The 25,647-nt window shown below is 70.7% G+C and carries 21 protein-coding genes; 14 read left to right on the top strand and 7 right to left on the bottom strand.

Annotated elements, in window-relative coordinates:
- Positions 1-89: 89 nt before the first annotated feature.
- Complete coding sequence (locus tag OG623_RS32210; RefSeq protein WP_406151124.1) at positions 90-647, top strand: DNA polymerase ligase N-terminal domain-containing protein; 558 nt, start codon at positions 90-92, stop codon at positions 645-647.
- 5 nt (positions 648-652) lie between these two features.
- Here the strand turns inward: OG623_RS32210 and OG623_RS32205 are convergent, their stop codons facing one another.
- From OG623_RS32205 to OG623_RS32185, 5 genes are all read right to left on the bottom strand, one after another.
- The gene (locus OG623_RS32205) at positions 653-916 is read right to left on the bottom strand and encodes a hypothetical protein (RefSeq protein ID WP_406151123.1); all 264 of its coding nucleotides are present in this window, start codon (positions 914-916) and stop codon (positions 653-655) included.
- Between the two features lie 41 nt (positions 917-957).
- Positions 958-1,332 (bottom strand): MerR family transcriptional regulator, encoded by a 375-nt coding sequence (locus OG623_RS32200; protein WP_406151122.1) that lies wholly within the window; start codon positions 1,330-1,332, stop codon positions 958-960.
- A 34-nt stretch (positions 1,333-1,366) separates the two neighbouring features.
- On the bottom strand, positions 1,367-2,404 hold the full coding sequence (locus OG623_RS32195) for an MDR family NADP-dependent oxidoreductase (RefSeq protein ID WP_406151121.1): 1,038 nt from the start codon (positions 2,402-2,404) through the stop codon (positions 1,367-1,369).
- Between the two features lie 113 nt (positions 2,405-2,517).
- Positions 2,518-3,210: a class F sortase gene (locus tag OG623_RS32190; protein ID WP_406151120.1), complete on the bottom strand. Its 693-nt coding sequence runs from the start codon at positions 3,208-3,210 to the stop codon at positions 2,518-2,520.
- A gap of 175 nt (positions 3,211-3,385) precedes the next feature.
- Positions 3,386-4,054 (bottom strand): hypothetical protein, encoded by a 669-nt coding sequence (locus OG623_RS32185; RefSeq protein ID WP_406151119.1) that lies wholly within the window; start codon positions 4,052-4,054, stop codon positions 3,386-3,388.
- 257 nt (positions 4,055-4,311) lie between these two features.
- On the opposite strand from OG623_RS32185, the gene OG623_RS32180 reads away from it, so the two are divergent.
- The 7 genes from OG623_RS32180 (at position 4,312) to OG623_RS32150 (ending at position 11,859) form a co-directional block, all read left to right on the top strand.
- Positions 4,312-5,283, top strand: a complete 972-nt coding sequence (locus OG623_RS32180; protein WP_406151118.1) for a formylglycine-generating enzyme family protein — start codon at positions 4,312-4,314, stop codon at positions 5,281-5,283.
- Between the two features lie 66 nt (positions 5,284-5,349).
- Positions 5,350-6,564 (top strand): ROK family protein, encoded by a 1,215-nt coding sequence (locus OG623_RS32175; protein WP_406151117.1) that lies wholly within the window; start codon positions 5,350-5,352, stop codon positions 6,562-6,564.
- A complete protein-coding gene (locus tag OG623_RS32170) occupies positions 6,561-7,391 on the top strand; it encodes an ABC transporter permease (protein WP_406151116.1) in 831 nt (276 codons plus the stop codon). Before OG623_RS32175 ends, OG623_RS32170 begins: the two co-directional genes overlap by 4 nt.
- Positions 7,388-8,167 carry an ABC transporter ATP-binding protein gene (locus OG623_RS32165; RefSeq protein ID WP_406151115.1) on the top strand — a complete coding sequence of 260 codons (780 nt, stop codon included), beginning with the start codon at positions 7,388-7,390 and terminating at the stop codon, positions 8,165-8,167. Before OG623_RS32170 ends, OG623_RS32165 begins: the two co-directional genes overlap by 4 nt.
- Positions 8,168-8,207: 40 nt before the next feature.
- Positions 8,208-9,191, top strand: coding sequence for an aliphatic sulfonate ABC transporter substrate-binding protein (locus OG623_RS32160; protein WP_406151114.1), 984 nt, complete (start codon positions 8,208-8,210; stop codon positions 9,189-9,191).
- Complete coding sequence (locus tag OG623_RS32155; RefSeq protein WP_406151113.1) at positions 9,188-10,669, top strand: sulfatase-like hydrolase/transferase; 1,482 nt, start codon at positions 9,188-9,190, stop codon at positions 10,667-10,669. Before OG623_RS32160 ends, OG623_RS32155 begins: the two co-directional genes overlap by 4 nt.
- 233 nt (positions 10,670-10,902) lie before the next feature.
- Entirely contained in the window at positions 10,903-11,859 is a 957-nt protein-coding gene (locus OG623_RS32150; RefSeq protein WP_406151112.1) for an adenosine kinase, read from the top strand.
- A 226-nt stretch (positions 11,860-12,085) separates the two neighbouring features.
- On the opposite strand, the gene OG623_RS32145 is transcribed toward OG623_RS32150, so the two are convergent.
- A complete protein-coding gene (locus tag OG623_RS32145; protein WP_406151111.1) occupies positions 12,086-14,431 on the bottom strand; it encodes a xyloglucanase in 2,346 nt (781 codons plus the stop codon).
- A gap of 722 nt (positions 14,432-15,153) precedes the next feature.
- Between OG623_RS32145 and OG623_RS32140 the strand changes: the two genes are divergently transcribed.
- The 4 genes from OG623_RS32140 to OG623_RS32125 all read left to right on the top strand — a co-directional run bounded on the left by OG623_RS32140 (position 15,154) and on the right by OG623_RS32125 (position 21,401).
- Positions 15,154-15,381 (top strand): type A2 lantipeptide, encoded by a 228-nt coding sequence (locus OG623_RS32140; protein ID WP_406151110.1) that lies wholly within the window; start codon positions 15,154-15,156, stop codon positions 15,379-15,381.
- Between the two features lie 83 nt (positions 15,382-15,464).
- Positions 15,465-16,271 (top strand): HlyD family efflux transporter periplasmic adaptor subunit, encoded by an 807-nt coding sequence (locus tag OG623_RS32135; protein WP_406151109.1) that lies wholly within the window; start codon positions 15,465-15,467, stop codon positions 16,269-16,271.
- The gene (locus OG623_RS32130) at positions 16,268-18,541 is read left to right on the top strand and encodes an NHLP family bacteriocin export ABC transporter peptidase/permease/ATPase subunit (protein ID WP_406151108.1); all 2,274 of its coding nucleotides are present in this window, start codon (positions 16,268-16,270) and stop codon (positions 18,539-18,541) included. Before OG623_RS32135 ends, OG623_RS32130 begins: the two co-directional genes overlap by 4 nt.
- A 1-nt stretch (position 18,542) precedes the next feature.
- Positions 18,543-21,401 (top strand): NHLP bacteriocin export ABC transporter permease/ATPase subunit, encoded by a 2,859-nt coding sequence (locus OG623_RS32125; protein WP_406151107.1) that lies wholly within the window; start codon positions 18,543-18,545, stop codon positions 21,399-21,401.
- On the opposite strand, the gene tkt is transcribed toward OG623_RS32125, so the two are convergent.
- Positions 21,398-23,578 carry a transketolase gene (gene tkt, locus OG623_RS32120; protein ID WP_406151106.1) on the bottom strand — a complete coding sequence of 727 codons (2,181 nt, stop codon included), beginning with the start codon at positions 23,576-23,578 and terminating at the stop codon, positions 21,398-21,400. The two genes, OG623_RS32125 and tkt, sit on opposite strands and share 4 nt — an antisense overlap.
- A gap of 161 nt (positions 23,579-23,739) precedes the next feature.
- Between tkt and OG623_RS32115 the strand changes: the two genes are divergently transcribed.
- Together OG623_RS32115 and OG623_RS32110 are read left to right on the top strand one after the other, a co-directional pair.
- Entirely contained in the window at positions 23,740-24,423 is a 684-nt protein-coding gene (locus tag OG623_RS32115; protein ID WP_406151105.1) for a TetR/AcrR family transcriptional regulator, read from the top strand.
- Between the two features lie 50 nt (positions 24,424-24,473).
- Entirely contained in the window at positions 24,474-25,622 is a 1,149-nt protein-coding gene (locus tag OG623_RS32110) for an FAD-dependent oxidoreductase (RefSeq protein WP_406151104.1), read from the top strand.
- Positions 25,623-25,647: the final 25 nt, after the last annotated feature.

Genomic DNA, 25,647 nt, shown 5'->3' with positions numbered 1-25,647 from the left:
CGCACAGTGGAGGCATGGACTGTGCGGGCCCCGCGCGGCCGACCGGGCAGGCGCGCATCGTCCGACGCATCCCGGCGGAAGGATCAGGCGTGGACAGCGACAGCACACGGCGTTTCGTGGTGCAGATCCACGACGCCCGGCGTATGCATTTCGACTTCCGCCTCGAGGTCGACGGCGTCCTGAAGTCCTGGGCCGTGCCGCGCGGCCCCTCGGACAATCCGAGCGACAAACGGCTGGCCGTGCCGACGGACGACCACCCCCTGGAGTACCGCGAGTTCGAAGGCGTCATCCCACGCGACCAACAGGGCAGCGGCGCGGTGATCGTCTGGGACCAGGGCACCTACAGCCCCACCAGCCACGACCTCGCGGGTGCGCCCGTCCCGTTCGCCGATTCCCTGGAGCGCGGTCATGCCACGTTCCGGCTCGACGGGGCCAAGCTGCACGGGGAGTTCGCACTCACCCGCTTCCGCATCGACGACCAGGACGGGACCCCGGGACCCGAGGCCTGGCTGCTGATCAAGGCCAACGACCGGCAGGCCGTCCATGACAGGCCGGGCACCCCCGATCCCTACCACGCCCGCTCGGCGCGCACCGGCCGCACACTGCACCAGGTCGCCGTGGCCGAGCGGGAGGGCGCTGCCCACTGAGCGGCTCAAGGCAGCGGCGGCGCGCCCCCCTCGGACGCGGTGAGCCGCTCCAGGACATCCGGGTAGCGGGAGCGCCACACGTCGTGCGGCAGCAGTCCCGCCGGCTCGGCCGCTTCACCGGCCGGCAGCCGGGGTGAGGCCGCCCGGTCGGCGAGGAGGGTGAGCCCCTGGTGCCGCGTGCGCCGGTCCGCGTGCCGGACGAGCGGTCCGAGCTCGGAGAGATCCGGGTACCGCTGCCGTGGCCACGCGTCCGCGGGTTTCCTCGTCACCGTCGGATATTACGACTCACCCGTGTACGGCCTCACTCGGTTCACGACCTCACCCCGACCCGGGCCGCCAGTTGCTCACGCAGCCGGGTCAGGCGGGCGATCTCCGCATCGATCACGGCCAGCCTCCGCGCGGCGACCCCGGGATTCGGCCGGTTCCCGGTCCCCGTGCCGGCGCACCGCTGCGGCGGACCGTCCATCAGGAGGTCCAGACGGTCGGCGCAGCCGCTCAGGTCCTCCACGGTCAGCCCCAGGGACAGCAGCTCGCGGATGAAGCCGACCCGGGCGACATCGCGTGCGCTGTACTGGCGCTGCCCCGTGGTGCTGCGCGCCGGAGGGGGCAGCAGCCCCCGCTCCTCGTAGAACCGAAGCGCTCTCGGTGTGGTCCCGGCCGCCGCCGCGGCGTCACCGATCCGCATGTCCACCCCCATGTGCCGCTGTGCCGTCCCGGCCCTACACCTCGACCACCACGGTGCCGAGATGCTCTCCGTCCATCAACGCGTGCAACGCGCCGGGGGCCTTGTCCATGCCCGCGATCCGTACCTGCGGAAAGGTGATCTCACCGGAGCGCAGCCACCCGCCGAATGTCCGGATCCACTCGGCGTGGACCTCCTGGTGGTCCTGCCCGGTGATCCCCCGCAGGGTGATCCGCTTGAGGACCAGCTGGAACGTGTCGAGCTCGACCGGCGCCGTGGCCCCTCCCCCGTCTCCGGAGAGCTGACCCGCCAGGGTCCCGACCAGGGCGAACCGGGCGCCGGGCCGTGCCGCGCGTACGGCCGCCCGCAGCTGCTCACCCCCGACCATGTCGACAAAGACATCGATACCCTCGGGTGCCGCTTCGGCCAGCCGGTCGGAGAAGGAGTCTTCCGGTGCCCTGAGCACGACCGCGTCGTATCCGAGACCGTCCGTCATCCGCTCGGCCTTGGCCGCTGAGCCCGTGGATCCGATCACGCGTCCGGCGCCCAGCAGCCGGGCGATCTGACCCGCCATGGAGCCGATCCCTCCCGCACCGCCCGAGACGAACACGGTCTCCCCCGGCTGGAGTTCGGCGAACCGGGTGAGGGCCGCATAGGCCAGGGAGCCCTGGGAGAAATGCGCCGTCCGGTCGGGGAGCGCGCCGTCGTCGAGCAGCGCGCACTTCGCGGCGGGCACCACCGCGTACTCCCGCCAGCCGAGGAAGTGCGAGACCGGCGCGCCCACGGGCGGTCCGGCGTCGCCCGGACGCTCCACGACCTCGCCGACGGCCGGCCCGAACAGTGCGTCACCGGGGCGGAGACCGGGGACGGGTGCGCCCTCGACCCCGCCCCCGATGAGGGTGCGCAGGGCGGGGAAGACCTGGAAGTGCGTGTTGCGGACCAGCACCTCCCCCTCCCTGGGCCGTGGCAGTGGCTGTTCCACGACGCGCAGATGCTCGGGGCGCGGCAGTCCGCCGGGTACGGCCGTGAGCTGTACCTCGCGGGACGTACGGGGCAGGGCCGGGGATGCGGTCATGGCGGACTCCTCGTCTGTGTGCTCCGGGCCGGGGTGGCCGGAAGCACGCAGACGCTAAGCCCTCACCCTTACGTCAGGGGCAAGCCGCGGACACGGCCGGGCGCCGGACGGCCTCAGGAGTTCTTGACCGAGGCGAGGTGGGCGAACACCACCACGTTGTCCTCGTAGTCCTTCTTCTTCTTGTCGTAGACGCCGCCACAGGTGATCAGGCGCAGCTGTGCGGTGCCTTTGTCGGCGTACACCCGGTCGTTCGGGAAGTCCGCCTTGCTGAAGGTCTCGACCGAGTCGATCTTGAAGGTGGCGATGGCGCCGTCCTGACGGGTGATGTCCACCGAATTACCGGCCTTGAGCGTGCTGAGCAGCAGGAACACGGCGGGGCCGGTCCTGGTGTCGACATGCCCTGCCACCACCGAGGTGCCGCGCTCACCGGGAGTGGCGCCGTCCTTGAACCACCCCACGAGATTCGGGTCGTTCGCGGGCGGCGCGTCCAGTTGTCCGGAGGAGCCGATCGACAGCGGGGTGAAGGGCGCGTCGACCGCGATCGACTTGATCGAGATCCGCTGGGGATCGGACGCGGGCAGCCCGAGCTGAGCGGCGGACGACGATGCCTTCGGCGCGGGCGCCGCGGTGGACGAGGGCGCGGGGAGGGAGACCACGGAGGGGGCCGGCGGGACTCCGGCCGAGGCGTCGAAGGAGTTGTAGACGAGGAGGAAGCCGAGCCCCACCGCCGCGACGGGCCACAGCAGAGAACGGCCGAGGGCAGGGGAGGCGGCGGAATCTGGTTCGGACTGCTGCGGGGCGGCCATGCGCGTGCTGCCTTTCGCGTACGGGAGTGACGGGCGGGCGGTACAGGCGGGCGATACAGACGTACGGGCGATACGGGCGTACAGGCGGTACGGACGTACGGGAAAATCGGCGCGGCCACCGCCCGGATGAGGGCGGCGGCCACGACAGGATTCATTCAGCGGTGCGGGGCACCTGTCAGACAGCCGCGGCACCCGAGGCGTTGCGGCGGCGCAGCTTGTACGCGACGGCGCCGAGGCCACCGAGCATCAGCACGGATCCGGCGGCCAGGCCGCTGCCGGAGAGCGCCATCGCTCCGCCGCCGGTGTGGACGCCACCTTCGGGCTTCTCGTGCTTCCAGTTCTTCTCGCTGTCGCCGGAGCCCGAGCCGGACTCCTTGTCCTTCTGCCAGTCGTCGGACGACACGGCGGACAGCGCGCCGCCGCCGGCGTGCACCCCGCCCTCGGGCTTCTCGTGCTTCCAGTCCTTCTCGCTGTCCGAGCCGGACTCCTTGTCCTTCTGCCAGTCGTCGGAGAACAGACCGGCGAGCGCCCCGCCACCGGTGTGGACGCCGCCCTCGGGCTTCTCGTGCTTCCAGTCCTTCTCGCTGTCCGAGCCGGACTCCTTGTCCTTCTGCCAGTCGTCGGACGACAGACCGGCCAGCGCGCCGCCACCGGCGTGCACACCGCCCTCGGGCTTGGCGTACTTCCCCGAGTCCGACTTCTCGTGGTTGTCGTGGCTGCCGGCGGAGGAACCGCTGTCCTTGCTCCAGTCGTCCGCCGAGGTCACGGCGTATGCGGCGGGAACGGAGACCGCGAGGACCGCCGTGACGGCGGCCGATGCGAACAGGGTGCGGGTAGAGCGCATGGATACACAGTCCTTTCGCCACCCCCGCGCTGGCCGGCTGGTTGCCGGCTCCTCGGATCACGGGTGCGACGTGATCCACCGTCAGTCGAAATCCGGGGACCCACCACTCGGGGAGGCCGCATTCGAGGGACCCGGTGGGCTCATCGTGTGACAGGGAGCCAGATGTCACCCGTTGGACGGCACGCCACGCCGTGAGGAGGTTTGGGCGGCGACGATCATCCGTGTAGAGGGGGCCTCGGTGCTCGTAGGATCGCGACATGAACGACATCGCAGCGTCCGGCTGCTGCTCCCCCGGCCGCGGGAGGCCTGACGGCCTGTCCGGAACCACCCACTCCGACCAGATCTCCCCCCGCCACGACACCCCTCGGCCGCCGGACACGAAGGGGACGACGGTGCTGCTCCCCGGCGGGTCGTTCCTCATGGGCTCCGAGGATCCGGACGGGTTCCGGGACGACGGTGAGGGGCCGGTCCGCGAGGTGCGGGTCTCCGCCTTCCACATCGACGCGCACGCCGTCAGCAACGAGCGGTTCGCCGCGTTCGTCTCGGCCACCGGGTACGTCACGGAGGCCGAGCGGTTCGGCTGGTCGTACGTCTTCGCCGGGTTCCTCCCGGCCGCGCTCCGGCGCGGCGCCGGCCGTCCCGACGCCACTCCTTGGTGGTGCGGGGTCGAGGGCGCCCGGTGGAACGCACCCGAGGGACCCGGAAGCGCGATCGAGGACCGCGGGGACCATCCCGCGGTGCACATCTCCTGGAACGACGCGCGCGCGTACTGCCGTTGGGCGGGTACCCGGCTGCCGACGGAGGCCGAGTGGGAGTACGCGGCCCGGGGCGGTCTGGAGCAGGCCCGCTATCCGTGGGGCGACGAGCTGACGCCGGGCGGGGAGCACCGCTGCAACATCTGGCAGGGCCACTTCCCCACGAAGAACACCGCCGACGACGGCTACGCGGGCACGGCCCCGGTCGATGCCTACCTGCCGAACGGCCACGGTCTGTACAACATGGCGGGCAATGTCTGGGAGTGGTGCCAGGACTGGTGGAGCACCGCACACCCCACGGTGCGCCGGAGCGACCCGCGTGGTCCGTCCGGGGGCGAGTCCAAGGTGATGCGGGGCGGTTCCTATCTGTGCCACCGCTCGTACTGCAACCGGTACCGGGTGGCCGCCCGTACCCGCAACACCCCGGACAGCACCACGGGGAACCTCGGCTTCCGGACCGTGCGCACGGCCTGACCCCGCTGCCATTGCGGCAACATGAATATTTTTCCGGGTCATTGACTAAAAAATCGCATGGTCCTCATGCTGGACGCCATGCACTCACACGGTGGCCCTCTCTCGCGGCTGAGGCGCGGGCACGAGGAACGCGTACTCGGTCTGCTGCGCCGGCACGGACCCCAGAGCCGGGCCGAGCTCGGACGCCAGGCCGGGCTGTCGCGCACCACGCTGTACGACATAGTCGGGACCCTGGTCGCGAGCGGCGCCGTCGTCGCGGCCGCCGCCGAGCCAGGTCCGCGCAAGCGTGGCCGTCCGGTGGAACACCTCACGCTCAATCCGGCGGCCGGCCAGGCTGTCGGCATCGACTTCGCCCGCCGTGCCGTCCATGTGGCCGCCGCCAACGTGGCGCACGAGGTGATCGGTTCGGCGAGCCGGGCCCATCCTCCCGGGCTCTCCTGGGAGCGGCGGGTGGAGCTGGCCGAGCGGCTGGTCGCCACGCTGGCGGGCGGCACGCTCCGGCTGGCCGCCCTCGGCACGACCGGTGCGGTCGGGGTCGGCGTCGTCGGCCCGGTACGCACGGCGGGCGGCACTCCGGAGGAGCCGCTGCGGGCCCTGGCCGGGCTGCTCGGCAAGCGGTTCGGGGCCCCGGTCCTGCTGGACAACAACACCCGGCTCGCCGCCCTCGCGGAGTCCACCTGGGGAGCGGCGTCATCCAGTCAGGATGTGCTGTATCTGCGGCTGTCGCACGGAGTGGGCGGCGGGCTGGTCGTGAACGGCTCGCTCCACCGGGGCATGGACGGCCTGGCCGGCGAGCTCGGGCACATCACCGCCGATCCCGACGGCGGACCGTGCGAGTGCGGGGGCCGGGGGTGCCTGGAGACGATCGCGTCGATCGGTCCTGTCCTCGCCTCCTACCGCACGCTGGGCGGACGTGCCGATGACGTACCGACCCTCCTGAGGGCGGTCGAGAACGGCAACCCGGCGGCGCATCAGGTCCTGCGGGAGGCGGGCGCCAGGACCGGCGCGGTGCTCGCGGGGGTCGTCAACGCCGTCGGTCCCGGTGTGATCGTGCTGGGCGGTGAACTGGCCCGGGCCGGCGACGCGCTGCTCGCACCCGTGCGGGAGGCACTCGACGCCCATGTCATGCCGTTGGCCCGTGGACGCGTGACGCTGCTGCCCGCCGGGCTCGGCGAGGCGGGCGGCGCGCTCGGCGGAGTCGCCCTCGCCCTTCATGAATCCCCTCTGCTCGCCCGCTACCCGGAACCGGGCAGCGAAGACCTTCCCGAGGACGCCACATGAGTTCCACGGAGACACCCGTCAAGCGGGACGCTCCCGCACGGGAGAGCACCGAGAGCGCCCAGGAGCCACGGCGGAAGCGGCCCCGTGTTCCCGCGCTCGCCCTGAACCTGATCGCGCTGGTGGCCGGCATCGGTGTGTGGTCCTGGCTGGCCTCGCTCGGGGTGCAGGGACTGCCGGGCCCCGTCGCCGTGGCCGACAAGGCGGGTGAGCTGATCGCGGACGGCACACTGGCCGACGACGCACTGGCCAGCCTGCGGCGGGTCCTGCTTGGCTTCGCGCTGGGCACCCTGCTGGCCGTGCCGGTGGGCTTCCTGATGGGCTGGTACCCGGTCGCGCGCGGGCTGCTCGAACCGTACGTCCAGTTCTTCCGCACGGTGCCTCCGCTGGCCCTGATTCCGCTGGCCATCGTGCTGATGGGCATCGGCGAGGTGCCCAAGATCTTCGTGATCTTCCTGGCGGCGTTCCTGTCGAGCGTCGTGGCCGCCTTCCAGGGTGTCGTGGGGGTCGACAGGACGCTCATCGACGCGGCCAGGGTGCTGGGCGCCAGGGACGGGACGATCTTCCTCAAGGTCGTCGTGCCCGCATCGGCGCCGTTCATCCTCGTCGGGATGCGGATCGGTCTCGGCTCGGCCTGGGGCACGCTCGTCGCGGCGGAGCTGATCGCCGCGCAGAAGGGCCTCGGCTACGAGATGCAGAAGGCCCAGCTCTACTACGACCTCCCCACCATCTTCGTCGGCGTGATCACCATCGGCCTGCTCGGCCTGCTGATGGACCGGCTGCTGCTGCTCGCCGAACGCCGTCTCACCCGCTGGCAGGAGACCCGATGAACGCCAAGATCTCCTTCCGGGACGTCTCACGGACCTTCCCGATGAAGAAGACCACCTTCACCGCCCTGGACGAGGTGTCGCTGGACATCGGTGACGAGGAGTTCGTCACCGTCGTCGGCCCGTCCGGGTGCGGCAAGAGCACCCTGCTCAATCTGGCCGCCGGGCTGGCGGTCCCGACCTCGGGCGAGGTGCTCGTCGACGGGAAGCCGGTCACCGGGCCCGGACCCGACCGTGGGGTGATCTTCCAGCAGTACGCGCTGTTCCCCTGGCTGACCGTGCGCGGCAACGTCGAGTTCGGGCTGAAGCTGGCGTCCGTGCCGGCCGCCGAGCGAAAGCGGCGGGCGGAGCGTGCCATCGGTCTGGTCGGCCTCACCGACTTCGCCGACGCACTGCCCAAGACGCTGTCCGGCGGGATGAAGCAGCGCTGCGCCATCGCCCGTGCCTACGCGGTCGATCCTCAGGTGCTGCTGATGGACGAGCCCTTCGGCGCACTGGACGCGCTGACCCGGGTCCAGCTGCAGGACCAGCTCCTGGACACCTGGAGCCGGGACAGGCGGACGGTCCTGTTCGTCACGCACGACGTCGACGAGGCCGTGTATCTCGCCCGGCGTGTCGTGGTGATGGCGGCGCGGCCCGGCCGGATCCAGTCGGTCATCGATGTGGACCTGCCGTATCCGCGTACCGAAGCCATCCGGCTCTCGCCCGAGTTCGCCCGGATCCGCAACGCCGTGTGGACCTCCGTCTACCACCAGACCCCGGCCGCCGCGGCCGCCTGACACCGCACCTCCCACCGAACTCCCCTAAGGAACCCGCGTCATGCGTCTGTCCCAGCGCGCCCTCACAGCGGCCGTCGCCGTGTCCGCCCTCGCACTCTCCGTCACCGGATGCTCCGGCGACTCGTCGTCCGGTGGATCCTCCACCGTCCGTTTCGGTTACATCAGCGACTACAACGGTGCGAGCCTGCTGGCCATCGCGGACAAACAGGGGCTGTGGAAGGACCAGGGCCTGAAGGCCGAGTACAGCACGTTCACCAACGGCCCCCTCCAGATCCAGGCGCTCGGATCGGGCAGCCTCGACTACGGGTACATCGGCCCCGGCGCCTTCTGGCTGCCCGCCTCGGGCAAGGCCAAGATCATCGCGATCAACACCCTGGGCCGTGCCGACCGGGTCATAGCCCAGCCCGGCATCACCTCCGTCAAGGACCTCAAGGGCAAGAAGGTCGGGGTGCCCGAAGGCACCTCGGGTGCGATGGTGCTCGATCTGGCCCTGGAGAAGGCCGGGATGTCGGAGAAGGACATCGAGAAGGTGCCGATGGACCCGTCCACGGTCGTCTCTGCGTTCGCCGCCGGTCAGATCGACGGGGCGGGCCTCTGGTATCCGCTGATCGACAACATCAAGGCGAAGAAGCCCGGTCTCCAGGAGGTCGCGAGCACCGAGGACTTCAAGGACAGGGCGTTCCCCAACGCCTTCGTGTCGCCCGCGAAGAGCGACGCGAAGCAGGACGCCAAGGTCGTCAAGGTCCTCCAGAAGGCCAACGACTGGCGTGCCGCGCACCCCGACGAGACCATCGACGCCACCGCGGCGCTGCTGAAGATCGACCGCGCCGAGGTGGTGGCGGACGCGGCCAACGTCGAGACGCTGTCGACCGCCGACCTGGTGGCCAGGACCGAGGACGGCACCGTGGACGGCTGGCTGGACGGGCTCGGCGAGTTCTTCGTGAACACCGGCCAGCTCAAGAAGGCCCCGGCCGTGGACACGTACTACGGGGGCGACCTCTACACGAAGGCGTTCAAGAAGTGAATCTGCTGTTCCTGATGACCGATCAGCACCGGGTGGACACCCTCGGCTGTTACGGCAACCCGCATGTCGCCACACCGAACCTGGACCGGCTGGCGGCCACCGGTACACGCTTCGACCGCTTCTACACGCCCACCGCGATCTGCACCCCGGCCCGTGCGAGCCTGCTCACCGGGCAGGCTCCCTTCCGGCACCGGCTGCTCGCCAACTACGAGCGCAACGTGGGGTATCTGGAGGATCTGCGGGAGGACGCCTTCACCTTCCCGGCGGCCCTGGCCGAGCGCGACTACCGGCTGGGGCTCATCGGCAAGTGGCACGGCGGTACCCACCGCAACGCCGCCTCGTACGGTTTCGAGGGCCCCGATCTGCCGGGCTGGCACAACCCCGTCGACCACCCGGACTACCTGGCGTATCTGGAGGAGCGCGGACTGCCGCCGTACCGCATCTCCGAGCCGGTCCGGGGCACCGCGCCGGGCGGGAACCAGGGGAATCTGCTGGCGGCCCGGCTGCACCAGCCGGTGGAGGCGACGTTCGAGCACTATCTCGCCACCCGCGCGATCGAGCATCTGGAGCGTTACGCGGCGGGCGATGAGCCGTTCTTCCTGGCCACCCACTTCTTCGGCCCCCATCTGCCCTACCTGCTCCCCGACGCCTACTTCGACCTCTACGATCCGGAGCTCGTCGAGCTGCCGCCGTCCATCGCGGAGACCTTCGAGGGCAAGCCACCGGTGCAGCGCAACTACAGCGCGCACTGGGCGTTCGACACCATCCCCATCGAGACGACGCGCAAGCTGATCGCCGTGTACTGGGGTTATGTCACCCTGATCGACGAGCAGATCGGGCGCATCCTGACCCGCCTCGACGAGCTGGGGCTCGGTGACGACACCTCGGTGTTCTTCACCGCGGACCACGGCGAGTTCACCGGCGCCCACCGGCTGCACGACAAGGGCCCGGCGATGTACGAGGACATCTACCGCATCCCCGGCATCATCCGGATTCCCGGCGCGGCCCCCCAGGTCAGGGACGAGCTGGTCAGCCTCACCGACTGCACGGCGACGCTGCTCGAACTGGCGGGCTGCGACCCGTCCCCGGCGGTGGACAGCCGCAGCCTGGTCCCGCTGGTCAGGGGCGAGAGCCCCGAGTGGCCCGGCGAGCTGGTCGCGGAGTTCCACGGCCACCACTTCCCCTACCCGCAGCGGATGATCCGCGACGACCGCTACAAGCTCGTCGTCAACCCGGAGTCGGTCAACGAGCTGTACGACCTGGAGGCCGACCCGCACGAGCTCAGCAACCGGTACACCCACCCCGAATTCGCCCCGGTGCGCGACCGGTTGATGCGGCGGCTGTACGAACTGCTGCGGGAGCGGGGCGACAACTTCTACCACTGGATGACATCGATGTACGACATCGGCGCCTCCGACCACGACCCGAGCCTCAGCGCCTTCGAGAACGACGACACGACCTGGACCGCCGCACAGTGACACGGCCTGACCCCGCCCCCGCCGGTGTTCCGGTGGGGGCGGGGTCGTTCGTACCCACCGGCCGGACACCTTCGGCCAATGTCCGCAATGTCTTGCTGAAACACTCTGCAAGTTCTTGCTGAGATCGTCCGCAGCTGCTTAACTCGCCTGCAATCAAAGGTCATTGCCAACCCGCCTGCGAGGTCGGCGCGGGGCTGGACGACACCGCCCCCTCGTGTGCGAGAGGAACAGCGATGAGCAGCGAATACGACGTCCTCGTCCTAGGAGGATCGGGCGTCGACACGATCGCGTACGTCCCCGAGCTCCCGCTTCCCTACGCCGACAGCTACATGATCCAGCCGGGCATCGAGACCCGTGCCGGGCAGACCGGCGACTTCGTGGCGCTGGGCCTGAGCGCGCTGGGACTGCGCACACACCACCTCGACATGATCGGGGACGACCCTTCGGGCGAGCTCATCAGGGCCTTCCACCGCGACCGGGGCATCGGGTTCAGCGAAGTGCCCCTGCCCGGCGGGACGAAGCGGGCCGTCAATCTCGTCGGTCCTGACGGCCGGCGGCTCTCCCTCTACGACGACACCCGCTCCCACGAGTCCGACCGGCTGCCCGAGGAGCTGGTCCATTCCCTGGCGTCGGCGAGCCGCCACGCGCATGTTTCCATCACCTATCCGTGCGCCTTCGCCCTCCCCCAACTGCGCGAGGCGGGCCTGAGCATCTCCACCGACCTCCACAACTGGGACGGCGAGAACCCGTACCACGAGCCGTTCGCCTACGGCGCGGACATCGTCTTCGTCTCCACGGCGGCCCTGCTCGACAAGGAGAAGACGATGCGCCGCATCCTGGAGCGGGGGCGGGCCGAGGCCGTGATCGCCACCGCGGGGGCCGAGGGCGCGTATCTGCTGACCGCCGACGGGCTGGTCCATGTCCCGGTGGTCGAGCCGCGCAGGCAGGTGGTCGACTCCAACGGGGCGGGCGACGCCTTCGCCTCCGGTTTCCTCTTCGGCCGGCTGACGGGCGAGGACCTGGCCCGGAGCGCGCTGTACGGCTCGGTGGCCGGCGCCTACGCGTGCACCGTCCCGGCGACCGTGAGCGACGCCATCGACCGTGCGGGACTTCTCGCGGAGGTCGCCGAGCTCACGGGAGGGCCGGCCGACGGCCCCGGGGACGGCGGGCCGGTCGAGGGCGGACGATGACCTCCGCTTCGTACAGGGCCTCCTACGATGTCGTCGTCCTGGGCGGGGGGTGGCCGGCTGTGTGCCGGCCTCGCCGACGGCGGTGGCCAACGCCCCGATGTTCGGGATCCCCGGCCGACACCAGGTACTCCGCCGCCCCGTGACACGACCGCCGTCAGGCGGGCCGTGTCACAGCGGCGGCGCGGGGCCCGGCGCGAGGAGGATCGCCGGGCCCCGCCCCTCCTCCTCACCGAGCGGACGAAACTCCGCTGCCGGAGGGCTCTCCCACCTGGATCCCCCGGCCGTTGGTGGAGACGTACACCCGGCCGAAGACCCGTGGGTCCCCGGTGATCGCCGCACCCGTCCAGGCCCACTGGTGCGCGTCGTCGTTGATCCGCGTCCAGGTGGCGCCCTCGTCCGTCGACCGGAAGATGCCGCGCACCCCGTCGATCTTCGCGCTGACGAAGACGGTCTGGTACGAGGCCCCGGGGGCCGCCTTGCCGAAGCCGACGCTGTCGGCCTCCTGCACGCCGGACAGCTTCGTGAAGCTCGTGCCGGAATCCGTGGAGCGCCAGAGCCCGTACGCGCCCGTGGACGTGCCGCCCGCGAGCCAGATGTCTCCCTCGGAGCCGGGCAGCGCCTTGAAGCGGACCTCGCCGTCCGCCGGGAGGCCGGTCGCCTTCGCGGTGAACGTGGCGCCGCCGTCGGTCGACACGTAGAAGGTGCCCGCCTTGAACCCGTAGAACTTCTCCGGGTTCTCGCGGTCCGACTCGACCGTCGCTCCCTCCGGGATTCCGGTCGACGCGGTCCAGGAGTTACCGAAACCGGTGGTGTGGTGGACGGCCGCGCCTTCCGGGCTCCAGACGAATCCGCTGCCGTCGGCCGCCGCGGCGACCGTGCCGCCGCCGGTGACTCCGGAGGGCTCGGAGCCTGCGAACCAGTTGGCCCCGTTGTCGGTGGAGAAGCCGATGTGCGGAGCGGCCTCGGCGTCGCCGACCCGTACGACGGTGTCGGGTGATGTCTCGGCGAAGTCCAGGCTGGTGGTCGAGTCCAGGTTGGGCGAGGTGAACATCATGGCGGGCACCGCGTCGAGGTCGGTGTGCCGGAAACCCCCGATGTCACCGAGCGCGCTCAGCAGCGGTGCACCGGAGGGCGGGCTCGCCAGGTCGTTGACGGCCGTCTCCTCCAGGCCCTTCACCATGGGTGTGATGGTGAACTCGCTCCCGGAGTCCCAGTTCGTGAGGTTTTCGGTGCCGTAGACCGTGGCGCCCGTGCCGTACATCATCCGGTCCGAGTCGAACGGGTCGATCTCCAGGGACTCGGTCATCCAGCCCAGCTTGGGCGCGGTCTCCGGCGGGGCGGGGTTCGCGCCCCAGCTGAGCCAGGGGACGGAGGAGACGTCCAGCGCGTACCGGTTGGAACGGTTCGGATAGCTCGTGTAGTCCCACGCCTGTGTCCATGTCGCGCCGCTGTCCGTGGAGCGGAAGATCTGGGTGTCGGGCCACCACGAGCTGTAGGCGGTCGCCATCAGGGTGCCGGGTTCCTGCCGGTCGACGGAGATGCCGCCGAAACCGTAGAAGGTGTCGGCCTCCGCGACGGGACTGACGTCCGCCCATACGCCGGACTCCGTGTCGTACCGCCAGATCTGCCCCTTCCCGCCGTCGTACGGGCCACCGGTGTCGCTCAGCGTCAGATAGAGGTAGCCCGTCGATGAGTCGAGTACGCCCTTGTGCGCGAGGTATCCCGTCGGCTGGCCGGCGATCCTGGACCAGGTGGAACCGCCGTCCGTGGAGCGGTAGACGGTGTTCTCCTTGTCGGCGACCCCGACGTAGATGTCCCGCGTGGCGCTGCCCGCGCTGCCGGAGCGTTCGTCGAAGGTCACCCACACGATGCCCTGGTTGTCGTTGCCGTATCCGCTGGTGTCGGTCGGGTCCTGCGCGTAGTTGCCGGGATTGGGGAAGGCGGTGACCTCCGCCCAGGTGACCCCGGAGTCCGTCGACCGCCACAGCCCGTTGCCGCTGGGAGCACCGAGGTACAGCACGGAGTTCTTGTTCGGGTCGACGGCGAGCCGCTCCCCCATCCCTCGCCCCGGCATGTTGCCACCGAGCTTGAAGGGCAGCGTGGCCGCCTTCCAGGAGGCACCCCGGTCGGAGGAACGCAGCACAGCTCCGTTCGTCGGGTCCCAGTCGTTGGTGTACGTGCCGACGGCGGCGTACACGTTGTCGGGCTCGGCCGTGTCGGAGGCGAGGCTCACCACGCCCGACCAGCCCCAGCGGTCCCAGTCCACCCAGTCGAGCAGCGGCGTCCACTGCTTGCCCGCCTGGTCCCAGCGGTAGGCACCGCCGATGTCGGTGCGCGCGTAGGCGAGGTTCTTCTCGGACCGGTTGAAGACGATGCCCGGCACGAAGCCACCGCCATCGATCCGGGCGTTCTTCCATGTGTATGGGTCCACATCGGCGGACACATCCGATGCTTCGGCCGCTGAGGGCCCTTCGTCCGGGCGTGCCACGGCAGGGGTTCCGGTGATCGACAACCCCGCGGTGAGGGCAAGTGCCGCCAGTAGGGCGGCGATCGGTCTGGCGCTCAAGCGCACGGAAACGTCCTCTCCGAGCTGGACCGCCGCACAGCGGCGGTATGGGATCGAGACAGAGATGGGAGCGCTCCCATAAGGCATCACGATGGTAGCGCCGCACCTCGCCCGAGAGAAGGGTGGTGCACGCGTTACATCGGATGAATCCGAAGGGAGTCAATGGCGGCACACCTTCTCCACATCTTCGGAGACCGGGTGACACACAGAACACGTGAAATCGAAAAGCGCTTCATAAATGCGCCGTCCACACACGACCTGGGCATGAAAAAAATAGAGCCCTGTTCACCTTTTACGGTCCCGTGAATATCGATAGCTTCCGAACTCCACGCGGCACCCCTCGTCACCTGATCCCGGAATCGCAAAGGGTTTCCGAGTCCGAGCCGGATCGGTGAAACCTGCACACGGAGTGCGCACAGCGATCACGGGTCCGCGTGCAAAAGTCCAGGCCTGGACCAGCCTGTTGGCCGATTCGGGCGGGAGTGCCCCACTTGGGCGGCGCGACATCACAAGGCCGCCGAATTCATCCCGTGAAGCTCGTGAAGAATCTGCCACCATGAAATGACCACCTCTGCACGTAAGTCGATTCCAGCGGGTCGACAACCACAGATCCGCCGCAGTTCGATTGGCTGTACGAGGCGCCGGCGTGCTTTGATCCTGGCCCATACGGAGTCCGCACCCCCGGTTTCCGTATATAGGCAATTTCTATACGAAGGGCAGCGCTCATCATGAACAACACCCCCCAGGTCCAGACCGCCGAGATCTCCGACAGCGACCTCGACAACGTCTCGGGCGGCCTCGTCGGCGGCGTGGTCGGCAACGTCACGGGCACCGTCGACGGCATCGTCCCGGTCTCCGGCGTCGTCGGCTCGGTCACCGGTCTCGTCGAGTCCGCCACCGGCGTGAACACGGGCGCGGTCACCGGTCTGGCCTCCGGCCTGACCGCCGGTCTCTGAGACGCGGCAGCACCCCGCCGAGCCCCGGAACCCGATGGTTCCGGGGCTCGGTGCCGACCGCTGACAGGTGAGGGAAGAGTTCCGTGCAGTTCCGCCAACAGGCCCTTTCCAAGCTGCAGTCGCCCGAACAAATCGATCTTCCGGTGCGCTTCGCCCGCCCGCAGGGCCTGCTCGTCCTCTGCGTCACCGTCGCCGTGATGGCAGCCGCCTGCTTCTGGGCCGTGACGGGATCCGTCGCCAGCACGCTCGACGCCCCCGGCATCCTCACGCACTCCCGCGGCAGTTACATCCTGCAGAGTCCGGTCGCCGGGCAGATCACCGAGGTGCTCGCCGACGAGGGCGCGACCCTGCCCAAGAACTCCCCCCTGCTCAAGGTCCGTACGCCGCAGGGCGAACGCGTCGTCCGTACGATCGACGCGGGGCGGCTCACCTCGGTCACCGCCACGGTCGGCGCCGTGGTCACCACCGGGGCGGACGTGGCGAGCGTCGAGCGGACCGACGGGGCCGACGATCCGCTGGTCGTCATGCTGTACGTGTCCGGCAGCAGTGCCGCGTCCGTCCCGGTGGGCGCCTCGGTCGACCTCACCGTCCAGTCCGTGCCCGCCCAGCAGTACGGGGTGCTGCGCGGCAAGGTCGCCGCGGTCGGCAGGGCCGCGCAGACACAGCAGCAGATCACCCGTTTCCTCGGCGACGCACAGCTCGGCGAGCAGTTCTCGGAGCACGGGCGGCCGTTGGCGGTCCTGGTGAAGATCGAACGCTCGGGCTCCACGAAGTCCGGCTACCTGTGGTCCTCGGCCGAAGGACCGCCGTACGCGCTCGGCTCCATGACCCTGGCCACCGGCTCCGTACGTCTCGCCGACCAGCGCCCCATCGATTGGCTGCTCCCGTGACCGCACCGCACCCGTCCCCCACCGCTCAGCAGCTGCCCCCGCCCGGCCGCGGCCGGCACCGCCCCGAGGGGTCCGCGGGCAACAGGCGGAGGTCTCGACAGGCCCCGAAGGCCGGGCGCACGAAGACCGTGCGCACCCCCACCGTGCTCCAGATGGAGGCCCTGGAGTGCGGCGCGGCCTCGCTGGCGATGGTGCTCGCCCACTACGGCCGCCATGTTCCGCTGGAGGAACTGCGCATCGCCTGCGGGGTGTCGCGGGACGGCTCACGCGCCAGCAACGTCCTCAAGGCGGCCCGTGGTTACGGTCTCCAGGCCAAGGGCATGCAGATGGAGCCCGCGGCACTCGCCGAGGTGCGGGCACCGGCGATCCTGTTCTGGGAGTTCAACCACTACGTCGTGTACGACGGCATGGGGCGAAGGCTGGGACGGCGGGGCGTCCACATCAACGACCCCGACAAGGGGCGCCGGTTCATCCCTGCCGAGGACTTCGACACCAGCTTCACCGGGGTCGTCCTCGTCCTCGAGCCGGGTGCGGACTTCGAGCGCGGTGGCCGTAAGCCCGGTGTCATGACCGCGCTGCCAGCCAGGCTGCGCGGCACGACGGGCACGATGCTGGTCGCGCTGCTCGCCAGTCTGCTGCTGGTGGCCGTCGGCGCCACGCTCCCTGCCCTGAGCCGTACCTATATCGACATGTTTATGATCGGTGAGCAGACCTCGCTACTGGGCGTGCTGTTCGCCGCGATGGGCGCCATGGTCGCCCTCACCGTCGTACTGACCTGGCTGCAGCAGGCGAATCTGCTGCGCGGGCGCATCATCTCCTCGACGCTGGGCAGCGCGCGCTTCTTCCGGCATCTGCTCCGGCTGCCCGTCACCTTCTTCTCGCAGCGCAGCCCCGCCGATCTCGTCCAGCGTCTCCAGTCCAACGACGCCGTGGCCGAGACCCTGGCCCGGGACCTCACCGCGGCGGGCGTGGACGGCATCGTCGTCCTCCTCTACGCGTTCCTGCTGTGGACGTACGATCCGCAACTGACCGTCATCGGGGTGGGGATCGCGCTGCTGAACGTGGTCGCGATGCGCATCGTCGTACGGCTGCGGGCCACCGGCACCCAGAAGCTGCGGGCGGACAGCGCGCGGCTGACGAACACCTCGTACACCGGTCTCCAGCTCATCGAGACGATGAAGGCCACCGGTGGCGAGAACGGCTACTTCCGCCGGTGGGCCGGTCAGCACGCGACGACGCTGGAGCAGCAGCAGCGCCTCGGGGTGCCGAGCGCCTGGCTGGGTGTCGTCGCGCCCGCGCTCGCGACGCTCAACAGCGCGCTCATCCTGTGGATCGGTGGCCTCAGGGCCGTCGAGGGGCACATCTCGGTCGGTCTGCTCGTCGCCTTCCAGGCCCTGGTGACCCGCTTCACCGCGCCGGTCACCCGGCTCAACGGGGTGGCGGGCCGGATCCAGGACTTCGCCGCCGATGTGGCCCGCCTCAAGGATGTCGAGAACTTCCCGGTGGACCCGCTGTACTCGCGCCGGGAGCCGGCCGCGAGCACCCGCCGTCTCAAGGGCCATGTGACGCTGGAGGACATCACCTTCGGCTACAGCCCGCTCGACAAGCCGCTGCTCACCGGTTTCTCCCTGTCCGTGGGTCCTGGGCAGCAGGTGGCGCTCGTCGGCGGTTCGGGCAGCGGCAAGTCGACGGTCTCGCGGCTCATCTCGGGGCTCTACAGCCCCTGGGAGGGCACGATCCGTATCGACGGACGGCGCCTGGAGGACATCCCCAGGGGCGCCCTGGCCGCCTCCGTGTCCTTCGTCGACCAGGACGTCTTCCTCTTCGAGGGGACGGTCCGTGACAACGTGGCGCTGTGGGACCCCTCGGTCCCGGACGAGGCGGTGACCGAGGCGCTGCGGGACGCGGCGCTGTACGACGTCGTCGCCCGCCGCCCCCGTGGCATCCACGGCCGGGTGGAGCAGGACGGCCGTAACTTCTCCGGTGGACAGCGCCAGCGTCTGGAGATCGCCCGGGCGCTCGTGCGCCGCCCCAGCATCCTGGTCCTGGACGAGGTCACCAGCGCGCTGGACGCGGAGACGGAGCGGATCATCATCGACAACCTGCGCCGGCGCGGCTGCGCCTGTGTGGTGATCGCGCACCGGCTGAGCACCGTGCGCGACAGCGACGAGATCGTGGTCCTGGACCACGGGACGGTCGTGGAACGCGGCCGGCACGAGAATCTGGTGACCGCCGGTGGTCCCTACGCCGAGCTGGTCAGGGAGCACTGACGTGGCATCCGTACATCCACTCGCCGGCCAGGAGGCTCCCGGGCAGGACCAGGTCATCGGCGCGCTGGGAGCGCTGGGTGAGCCGGTCGACTGCACCGGGCTGCGGAGCCTGTCGCTGGAGGGCCCCCAGGTGCTGTGGCTCGTCGTGGGCGGCGCCCTCGACCTGTTCGCCGTGGACGCGGTGGAACAGGGGCACTGGCACTTCCTGGGCCGGCTCGAACCGGGGACGCTCGTCCTCGGCCCGGTCGAGGGCCCGCAGCACACCTTGGTCGGGCGCCCCCTCCAGGAGTGCGCGCTCCGCCGGATCCCGCTGCGTGAGCTGTACCGGCCCGAGTACGCGGACCAGGGGGCGTACGAGGGGCAGTACCGCGGTCACTACGACACCGGGGACGCCACACTGAGCCTGCTGGAACACGCCTTCTCACTCGGTGTGGGCCGGGGCAGGCGGGTGCTGTTCGAGGCCCCGCTCGACGGGCGGACCGCCGTCGACGGGGCGGTGGGCGACGACGACATCCTGTGGCTGCCGGTGTCGCCCGGCGATGTGCAGTACGGCGCCGCCTTCAGCGCCGAGGCCGCGGGTGACCTGCTCGTCGATCCGGCGATGTGGCAGGGGATGGTCAATCAGCAGTACCGCCTGCTGTCGGCGCTCGACCGCTGGATCGAGCGGCTGGAGCGTGCCCACGAGGACCGGACGGCGGCGGGCATGAAGGCGGGCGAGGCCGTCCGTAAGGAGGCCGACCAGGCGCTGCTGACCTCGATCGGCCGCTCCGGGAGAGGGACTTCGCCCGCTGTGGGGGCGTCGGACGACGCGGTGTACGCGGCCTGCCGTCTGGTGGCGCGGGATTCCGGGATCGTCCTCGCCGAGCCCGCGGCGGGCGGGGCGGTGAGCGACCGGATCGACCCGGTGGAGCGGGTCGCGGTCGCCTCGCGCGTGCGTACCCGGGCTGTGCGGCTCGACGGGCGCTGGTGGCGGGAGAACTCCGGGCCGCTGGTGGGCCATCGTGCCGCGTCAGGAGCACCGGTCGCCCTGCTCTGGCGCCGTGGCCGCTACGAGGCGGTCAATCCGCTGACCGGGCGGCGCAGCCGTGTCGGCGGCGACTCGGCCCAGGAGTTCGACGAGCGCGCCGTGATGTTCTACCGGCCGTTGCCCGAGCGGCCGTTGGGCAAGTGGCGGCTGCTGCGCTTCGGTCTGTTCGGGACCAGGGGCGACCTGCGCAGGCTGGTGCTGGCGGGGCTGGTGACGGTGGCCCTGGGGTCACTGGTGCCGATCGCGACCGGGAAGGTGCTCGGCGTCTACGTACCCAACGCCGAGAACGCCCTCATCGTGCAGGTGGCGGCGGCCGTCATCATCTCGGGTGTGGTCTCGGCGGCCTTCATGCTGATGCAGAACCTCACGATCCTGCGGATGGAGGGGCGGATCGAGAGCACGCTCCAGCCCGCGGTCTGGGACCGTCTGCTGCGGCTGCCGACGAAGTTCTTCACCGGACGCTCCACGGGGGAACTGGCGAGCGCGGCGATGGGGGTGAGCTCCATCCGCAGGGTGTTGTCGGGCACCGGGCCCGTCGTGGTGCAGTCGGGCACGCTCGGGGCGATGAACCTGGGTCTGCTGCTCTGGTTCAGTGTCCCGCTGGCGCTCACGGCGGTCGCGATGCTGGTGGTCATCGCCGGGGTGTTCCTCACCATGGGCATGTGGGAGCTCCGCTGGCAGCGCCGTCTTGTCGTGCTGGGCAACCAGCTGAACAACCAGGCCTTCCAGACGCTGCGGGGGCTGCCCAAGCTGCGGGTGGCGGCGGCCGAGAGCTTCGCGTACGGCGCGTGGGCCGCGGAGTTCGCGCGCAGCCGTGAGCTGCAGAAGCGGGCGGGCCGGATCAAGAATCTGACGACCGTCCTCAACGCGGTGTATCTGCCGCTGTGTTCGCTGATCGTCTTCGTGCTGTTGGCAGGCCCGGCGCGCGGGTCCCTCACGGCCAGTGAGTTCCTGACGTTCAACACGTCCGTGACGATGCTGCTGACGGCCGTCACCCAGCTCACCGGTGCGTTCGTGTCGGCGGCCGCCGTGCTGCCGATGTTCGAGCAGATCAAGCCGGTGCTCGACGAGGCACCCGAGGTTCGCGGCGCCAGCACCCAGCCGGGCACGCTGTCCGGGGAGATCGAGGCCAGAGGGGTGTCCTTCCGCTACTCCGACGACGGTCCCGTGGTCCTGGACGAGGTCTCGCTCAGCGTGCGGCCCGGCGAGTTCGTCGCGATCGTGGGCCCCAGCGGATGCGGGAAGTCGACCCTGCTGAGGCTGCTCATCGGTTTCGACGAACCGGTGTCGGGCAGCGTCCTGTACGACGGTCAGGATCTGACGTCGCTGGACCGGGCGGCCGTGCGCAGTCAGTGCGGAGTGGTCCTGCAGAACGCCCAGCCGCTGTCCGGGTCGATCCTGGACTGCATCTGCGGCGCCGAGGTCTTCACACAGGAGGAGGCGTGGGAGGCCGCCGCGATGGCGGGACTGGCCGAGGACATCAAGCGGATGCCGATGGGGCTGCACACGATGATCTCCGGTGGCGGCTCGATCTCCGGAGGGCAGCGCCAGCGGCTGATGATCGCCCAGGCGCTCGTCCGGCGCCCCCGCATCCTGTTCTTCGACGAGGCCACCAGCGCGCTCGACAACGAGACCCAGCGCACCGTGATCGAGAGCACCCGGTCGCTTCGGGCCACCCGTGTCGTCATCGCGCACCGGCTGTCCACGGTGATGGACGCCGACCGTGTGATCGTCATGGCGGGCGGCCGTGTCGTCCAAGAGGGGCCGCCCGCCGAACTCCTCGCGGACACGGGCGGGCAGCTCCACGAACTGGTACGGCGCCAGATGAGCTAAAGCCTCTGCCCGCCCGGCCTCGGGGGTTCCACCGCGTCGCGGATGCTGGCGCGTGCCGCGGCGGCGACGGCTTCGGCGGTGATGCCGAACTCCTCGTACAGCCGCTGGTAGTCGGCCGACGCGCCGTAGTGCTCCAGGCTGACGATCCGGCCGGCGTCGCCGACCACCTCGCGCCAGCCCTGCCCGACGGCGGCCTCGACGCTGACACGGGCGCGCACGTCCGGTGGCAGCACCTCGTCCTGGTAGGCCTGCGGCTGCGCGGCGAACCACTCACGGCAGGGCATCGAGACCACGCGTACGGACAGTCCCTCGTCGACCAGCAGCTTGCGTCCGTCGAGGGCGATCTGCACCTCCGACCCGGTCGCCACGAGGATGACGTCGGGGGCGGTCCCCGGGTCCTCCACCAGGACGTAGGCGCCGCGCGCGGCTCCTTCGGCGGAGGCGTGGACGCCGTCGGCGCGGTCGAGCACCGGAAGGTTCTGCCGGGTCAGGACGAGACCGGCCGGGCGGTCGGTGTGCTCCAGGACGGTCCGCCAGCAGACGGTGGTCTCGTTGGCGTCGCCGGGGCGTACGACGTCGAGTCCGGGGATCGCGCGCAGCGCGGCCAGGTGTTCGACGGGCTGATGGGTGGGGCCGTCCTCACCCAGGCCGATCGAGTCATGGGTCCACACATAGGTGGCGGGGAGCTTCATCAGGGCGCCGATGCGCACCGCGGGGCGCATGTAGTCGCTGAACGTGAGGAACGTGCCGCCGTAGGGGCGGGTCAGGCTCTGCAGCGCGATGCCGTTGAGCACGGCGCCCATGGCGTGCTCGCGGATGCCGAAGTGCAGGGTGCGGCCGTAGGGGCCTCCCGGGAACTCGGCCGTCTGCCGGTCGGCCGGGATGAAGGAGGGCTCGCCCTCCATGGTGGTGTTGTTGCTGCCCGCGAGGTCGGCGGAGCCGCCCCACAGCTCGGGCAGGACCGGTGCGAGAGCGGTGAGGACCTCACCCGAGGCCTTGCGGGTGGCCATGCCCTTGGCGTCGGCCGGGAAGTCCGGCAGGGCGTCGGTCCAGCCGTCGGGCAGTTCCTTCTCCCGCAGCCGGTCGAGCAGCGCCGCACGTTCCGGGTCGGCGGCCCGCCAGTCCTCGTAGGTACGCCGCCAGCGTTCCCTGGCTTCCCTGCCCCGCTCCCCCACGGCCCGGGTGTGGGCGAGTACCTCGTCCTCGATGGGGAAGTACGTCTCGGGGTCGAAGCCGAGGAGCCGCTTGGTGCCGGCGACCTCCTCGTCCCCGAGGGCCGCCCCGTGCGCCTTGCCGGTGTTCCGCTTCGTCGGTGCGGGCCAGCCGATGATCGTGCGCAGCATGATCAGTGAGGGCCGCGAATCCTCCGCCTTCGCCGCCTCGATCGCGGTGAGCAGGGCGTCGACGTCCTCGACGTAGTCACCCGTGCGGGTCCAGTCCACGGTCTGCACATGCCAGCCGTACGCGGCGAAGCGGGCGGGGACGTCCTCGCTGAACGAGATGTCGGTGTCGTCCTCGATGGAGATGTGGTTGGAGTCGTAGAACGTGATGAGGTTGCCGAGCCGCTGATGGCCGGCCAGCGAGGCGGCCTCGGACGCGACGCCCTCCATCATGTCTCCGTCGGACGCCAGCACGTACACGTGGTGGTCGAACGGGCTGGTGCCGGGCGCGGCGTCCGGGTCGAGCAGACCGCGCTCCCTGCGTGCGGCCATCGCCATTCCGACGGAGGCGCCCATGCCCTGGCCCAGCGGTCCCGTGGTGATCTCGACGCCGCGGGTGTGCCGGTACTCAGGGTGGCCGGGGGTCGCCGATCCCCAGGTCCGCAGCGACTTCAGGTCCTCCATCTCCAGGCCGTAGCCGGCGAGGTAGAGCTGGATGTAGAGCGTGAGGCTGGTGTGGCCGCACGAGAGGACGAAGCGATCCCTGCCCAGCCACTGGTCGTCGGCGGGGTCGTGCCGCATGACCTGCTGGAACAGCAGGTAGGCGAGTGGCGCCAGACTCATCGCCGTACCGGGGTGGCCGTTGCCGGTCTTCTGGACGGCGTCGGCGGCGAGCACCCGCACGGTGTCCACCGCGCGCAGGTCCACCTCGCCCCACCCCGCCCGCTCGGCGATCGGCCGGGCGAGGCTCGGGTCTCGCGGTGCTGTGCTGCCGGAAGAGGATCGCTCGGGCGCCATGGTGTTGTCTCCCTCGGACGTCGCTTCTCGGTACGACGGGGCCGGTCGGTGCGGCTCGCCACCCCTCGCATCCTCCGTTCCCCGGCGTTCCGGCGCACCCGGAACGCCGAGGCGGAGGCGACGAACTTGTTCGTCACGAACATGTTCGTTATGGTCGAGGTGTGACTCCGCGACCCTCATCCCCCCGAAGCCGCCGCGAACGCCCGGCCAAGCCCGCCCTCACCCACGAGGGCATCGTCACCGCGGCGGTCCGCCTCATGGCCGCCGAGGGACTCCAGCGCGTCACCATGCGCCGCCTGGCCCAGGAGCTCGACACCGGCCCGGCGTCGCTGTACGTGTACGTCGCCGGCACCGCCGAGCTGCATGCCGCGATCCTGGAGGAACTCCTCGGCGCGGTCGACCTCGCGCCGGTGGCGGACGAGGGCGACTGGCGCGACCGGCTGGCGCAGGTGCTGCTGTCGTACACCCGCGTCCTGTTCGACCACCCCGGTCTCGCCCAGTCCGCCCTGGTCGCACGCCCCGTCGGGCCGAACTATCTGGCGCTGGTCGAGAATGTCCTCGCTCTGCTGCACCGGGGCGGAGTGCCCGACGGGCAGGCCGCCTGGGGGGTGGACGTACTGCTCCAGGTGGCCACCGCGACCGCCGCCGAGCAGTCCGCACGCCAGGGAACACCGGGCGCCGATGACGAGCACGACGCGTTCGTCGAGGCGCTGGGGCAGGCATCCGCCCTGACCCACCCGCGCATCGCCGCGCTCGGCTCCGACCTGGCGTCCGGAGCCCCGCACCAGCGTCTGGCCTGGATCTTCCGGGCGGTCGTCAACGGCACGGCGACGACCCCCCGCTGAACGTCACCCCCGCCCCACCCCGAATCCCAGCAGAAAGCGGAGGCACCACCATGAACACCACCGCACACGCACACCACCCCGTCGCCGTCGTCGGGGCAGGCCTCGGCGGCCTGGTCCTCGCCCGGGTCCTCCATGTGCACGGGATCGAGTGCGCCGTCTTCGACCTGGACGCCGGCCGGGAGGCGCGTACCCAGGGCGGCATGCTCGACATCCACGAGGACACCGGGCAGGCGGCGTTGCGCGCCGCGGGGCTGTACGAGGAGTTCCGGGCCAGGGTGCACCCCGGCGGCGAGGCTCTCCGCGTGCTCGACAAGCAGGCGGCCGTCCTCCTGGAGGAGAAGGACGACGGCGACGGCGGGCGCCCCGAGATCGACCGGGGCGATCTGCGCGATCTCCTGCTCGACGGGCTTCCCGAGGGCACCGTCCGCTGGGGCAGCAAGGTCACGGAGGCCACGCCGCTCGACGGCGGGCGCCACCTGGTGACACTCGCCGACGGCACCGCGTTCACCACCGGTCTGCTCATCGGCGCGGACGGCGCCTGGTCGAGGATCCGGCCGCTGCTCTCCGACGCCCGGCCCTCCTACACCGGCATCTCCTTCGTCGAGCTGGACCTCTTCGACGCCGACGTCCGCCACCCCGCGTGCGCCGAGCTGATCGGGGGCGGGATGTTCTTCGCGCTCGGTGACCACCAGGGGTTCCTCGCCCACCGCGAGACGGACGGCAGCCTGCATGTCTACACGGCCAGGCGCTCGGCCGAGGACTGGCTGTCCACGATCGACTTCACCGACACCGGGGCCGCGAAGGCCGCCCTGCTGGAGCACTTCGCCACCTGGTCCCCGGGCCTGCGCGACCTGATCTCCGAGGCGGACGGCCCGCTGACCCCGCGGCTCATCCACGCGCTCCCGGTCGAGCACCGCTGGCAGCGCGTCCCCGGTGTCACCCTGCTCGGCGACGCCGCCCACCTGATGTCCCCCTTCGCCGGTGAGGGCGCCAACCTCGCCATGATCGACGGAGCGGAGCTCGGCCAGGCCCTGGCCGCGCACCCGGGGGACGTCGAGACCGCCCTGTCGGCCTACGAGTCGGTCCTGTTCCCCCGGAGCGAGCGGACCGCCCGGGACTCGGCGGAGAGCCAGGAGACGCTGTTCCACGACCGTGCCCCGCAGCCGCTCCTCGACATGTTCGCCTCATTCGGAGCGTGACCTGCCCCGCGGCGTCGCGGCACGG

It is taken from the genome of Streptomyces sp. NBC_01012, assembly GCF_045162755.1.
Classification (GTDB): Bacteria; Actinomycetota; Actinomycetes; order Streptomycetales; family Streptomycetaceae; genus Streptomyces.
The sequence above is the reverse complement of the archived record's forward strand: the minus strand, read 5'-3'. Positions and strand labels throughout refer to the sequence as shown.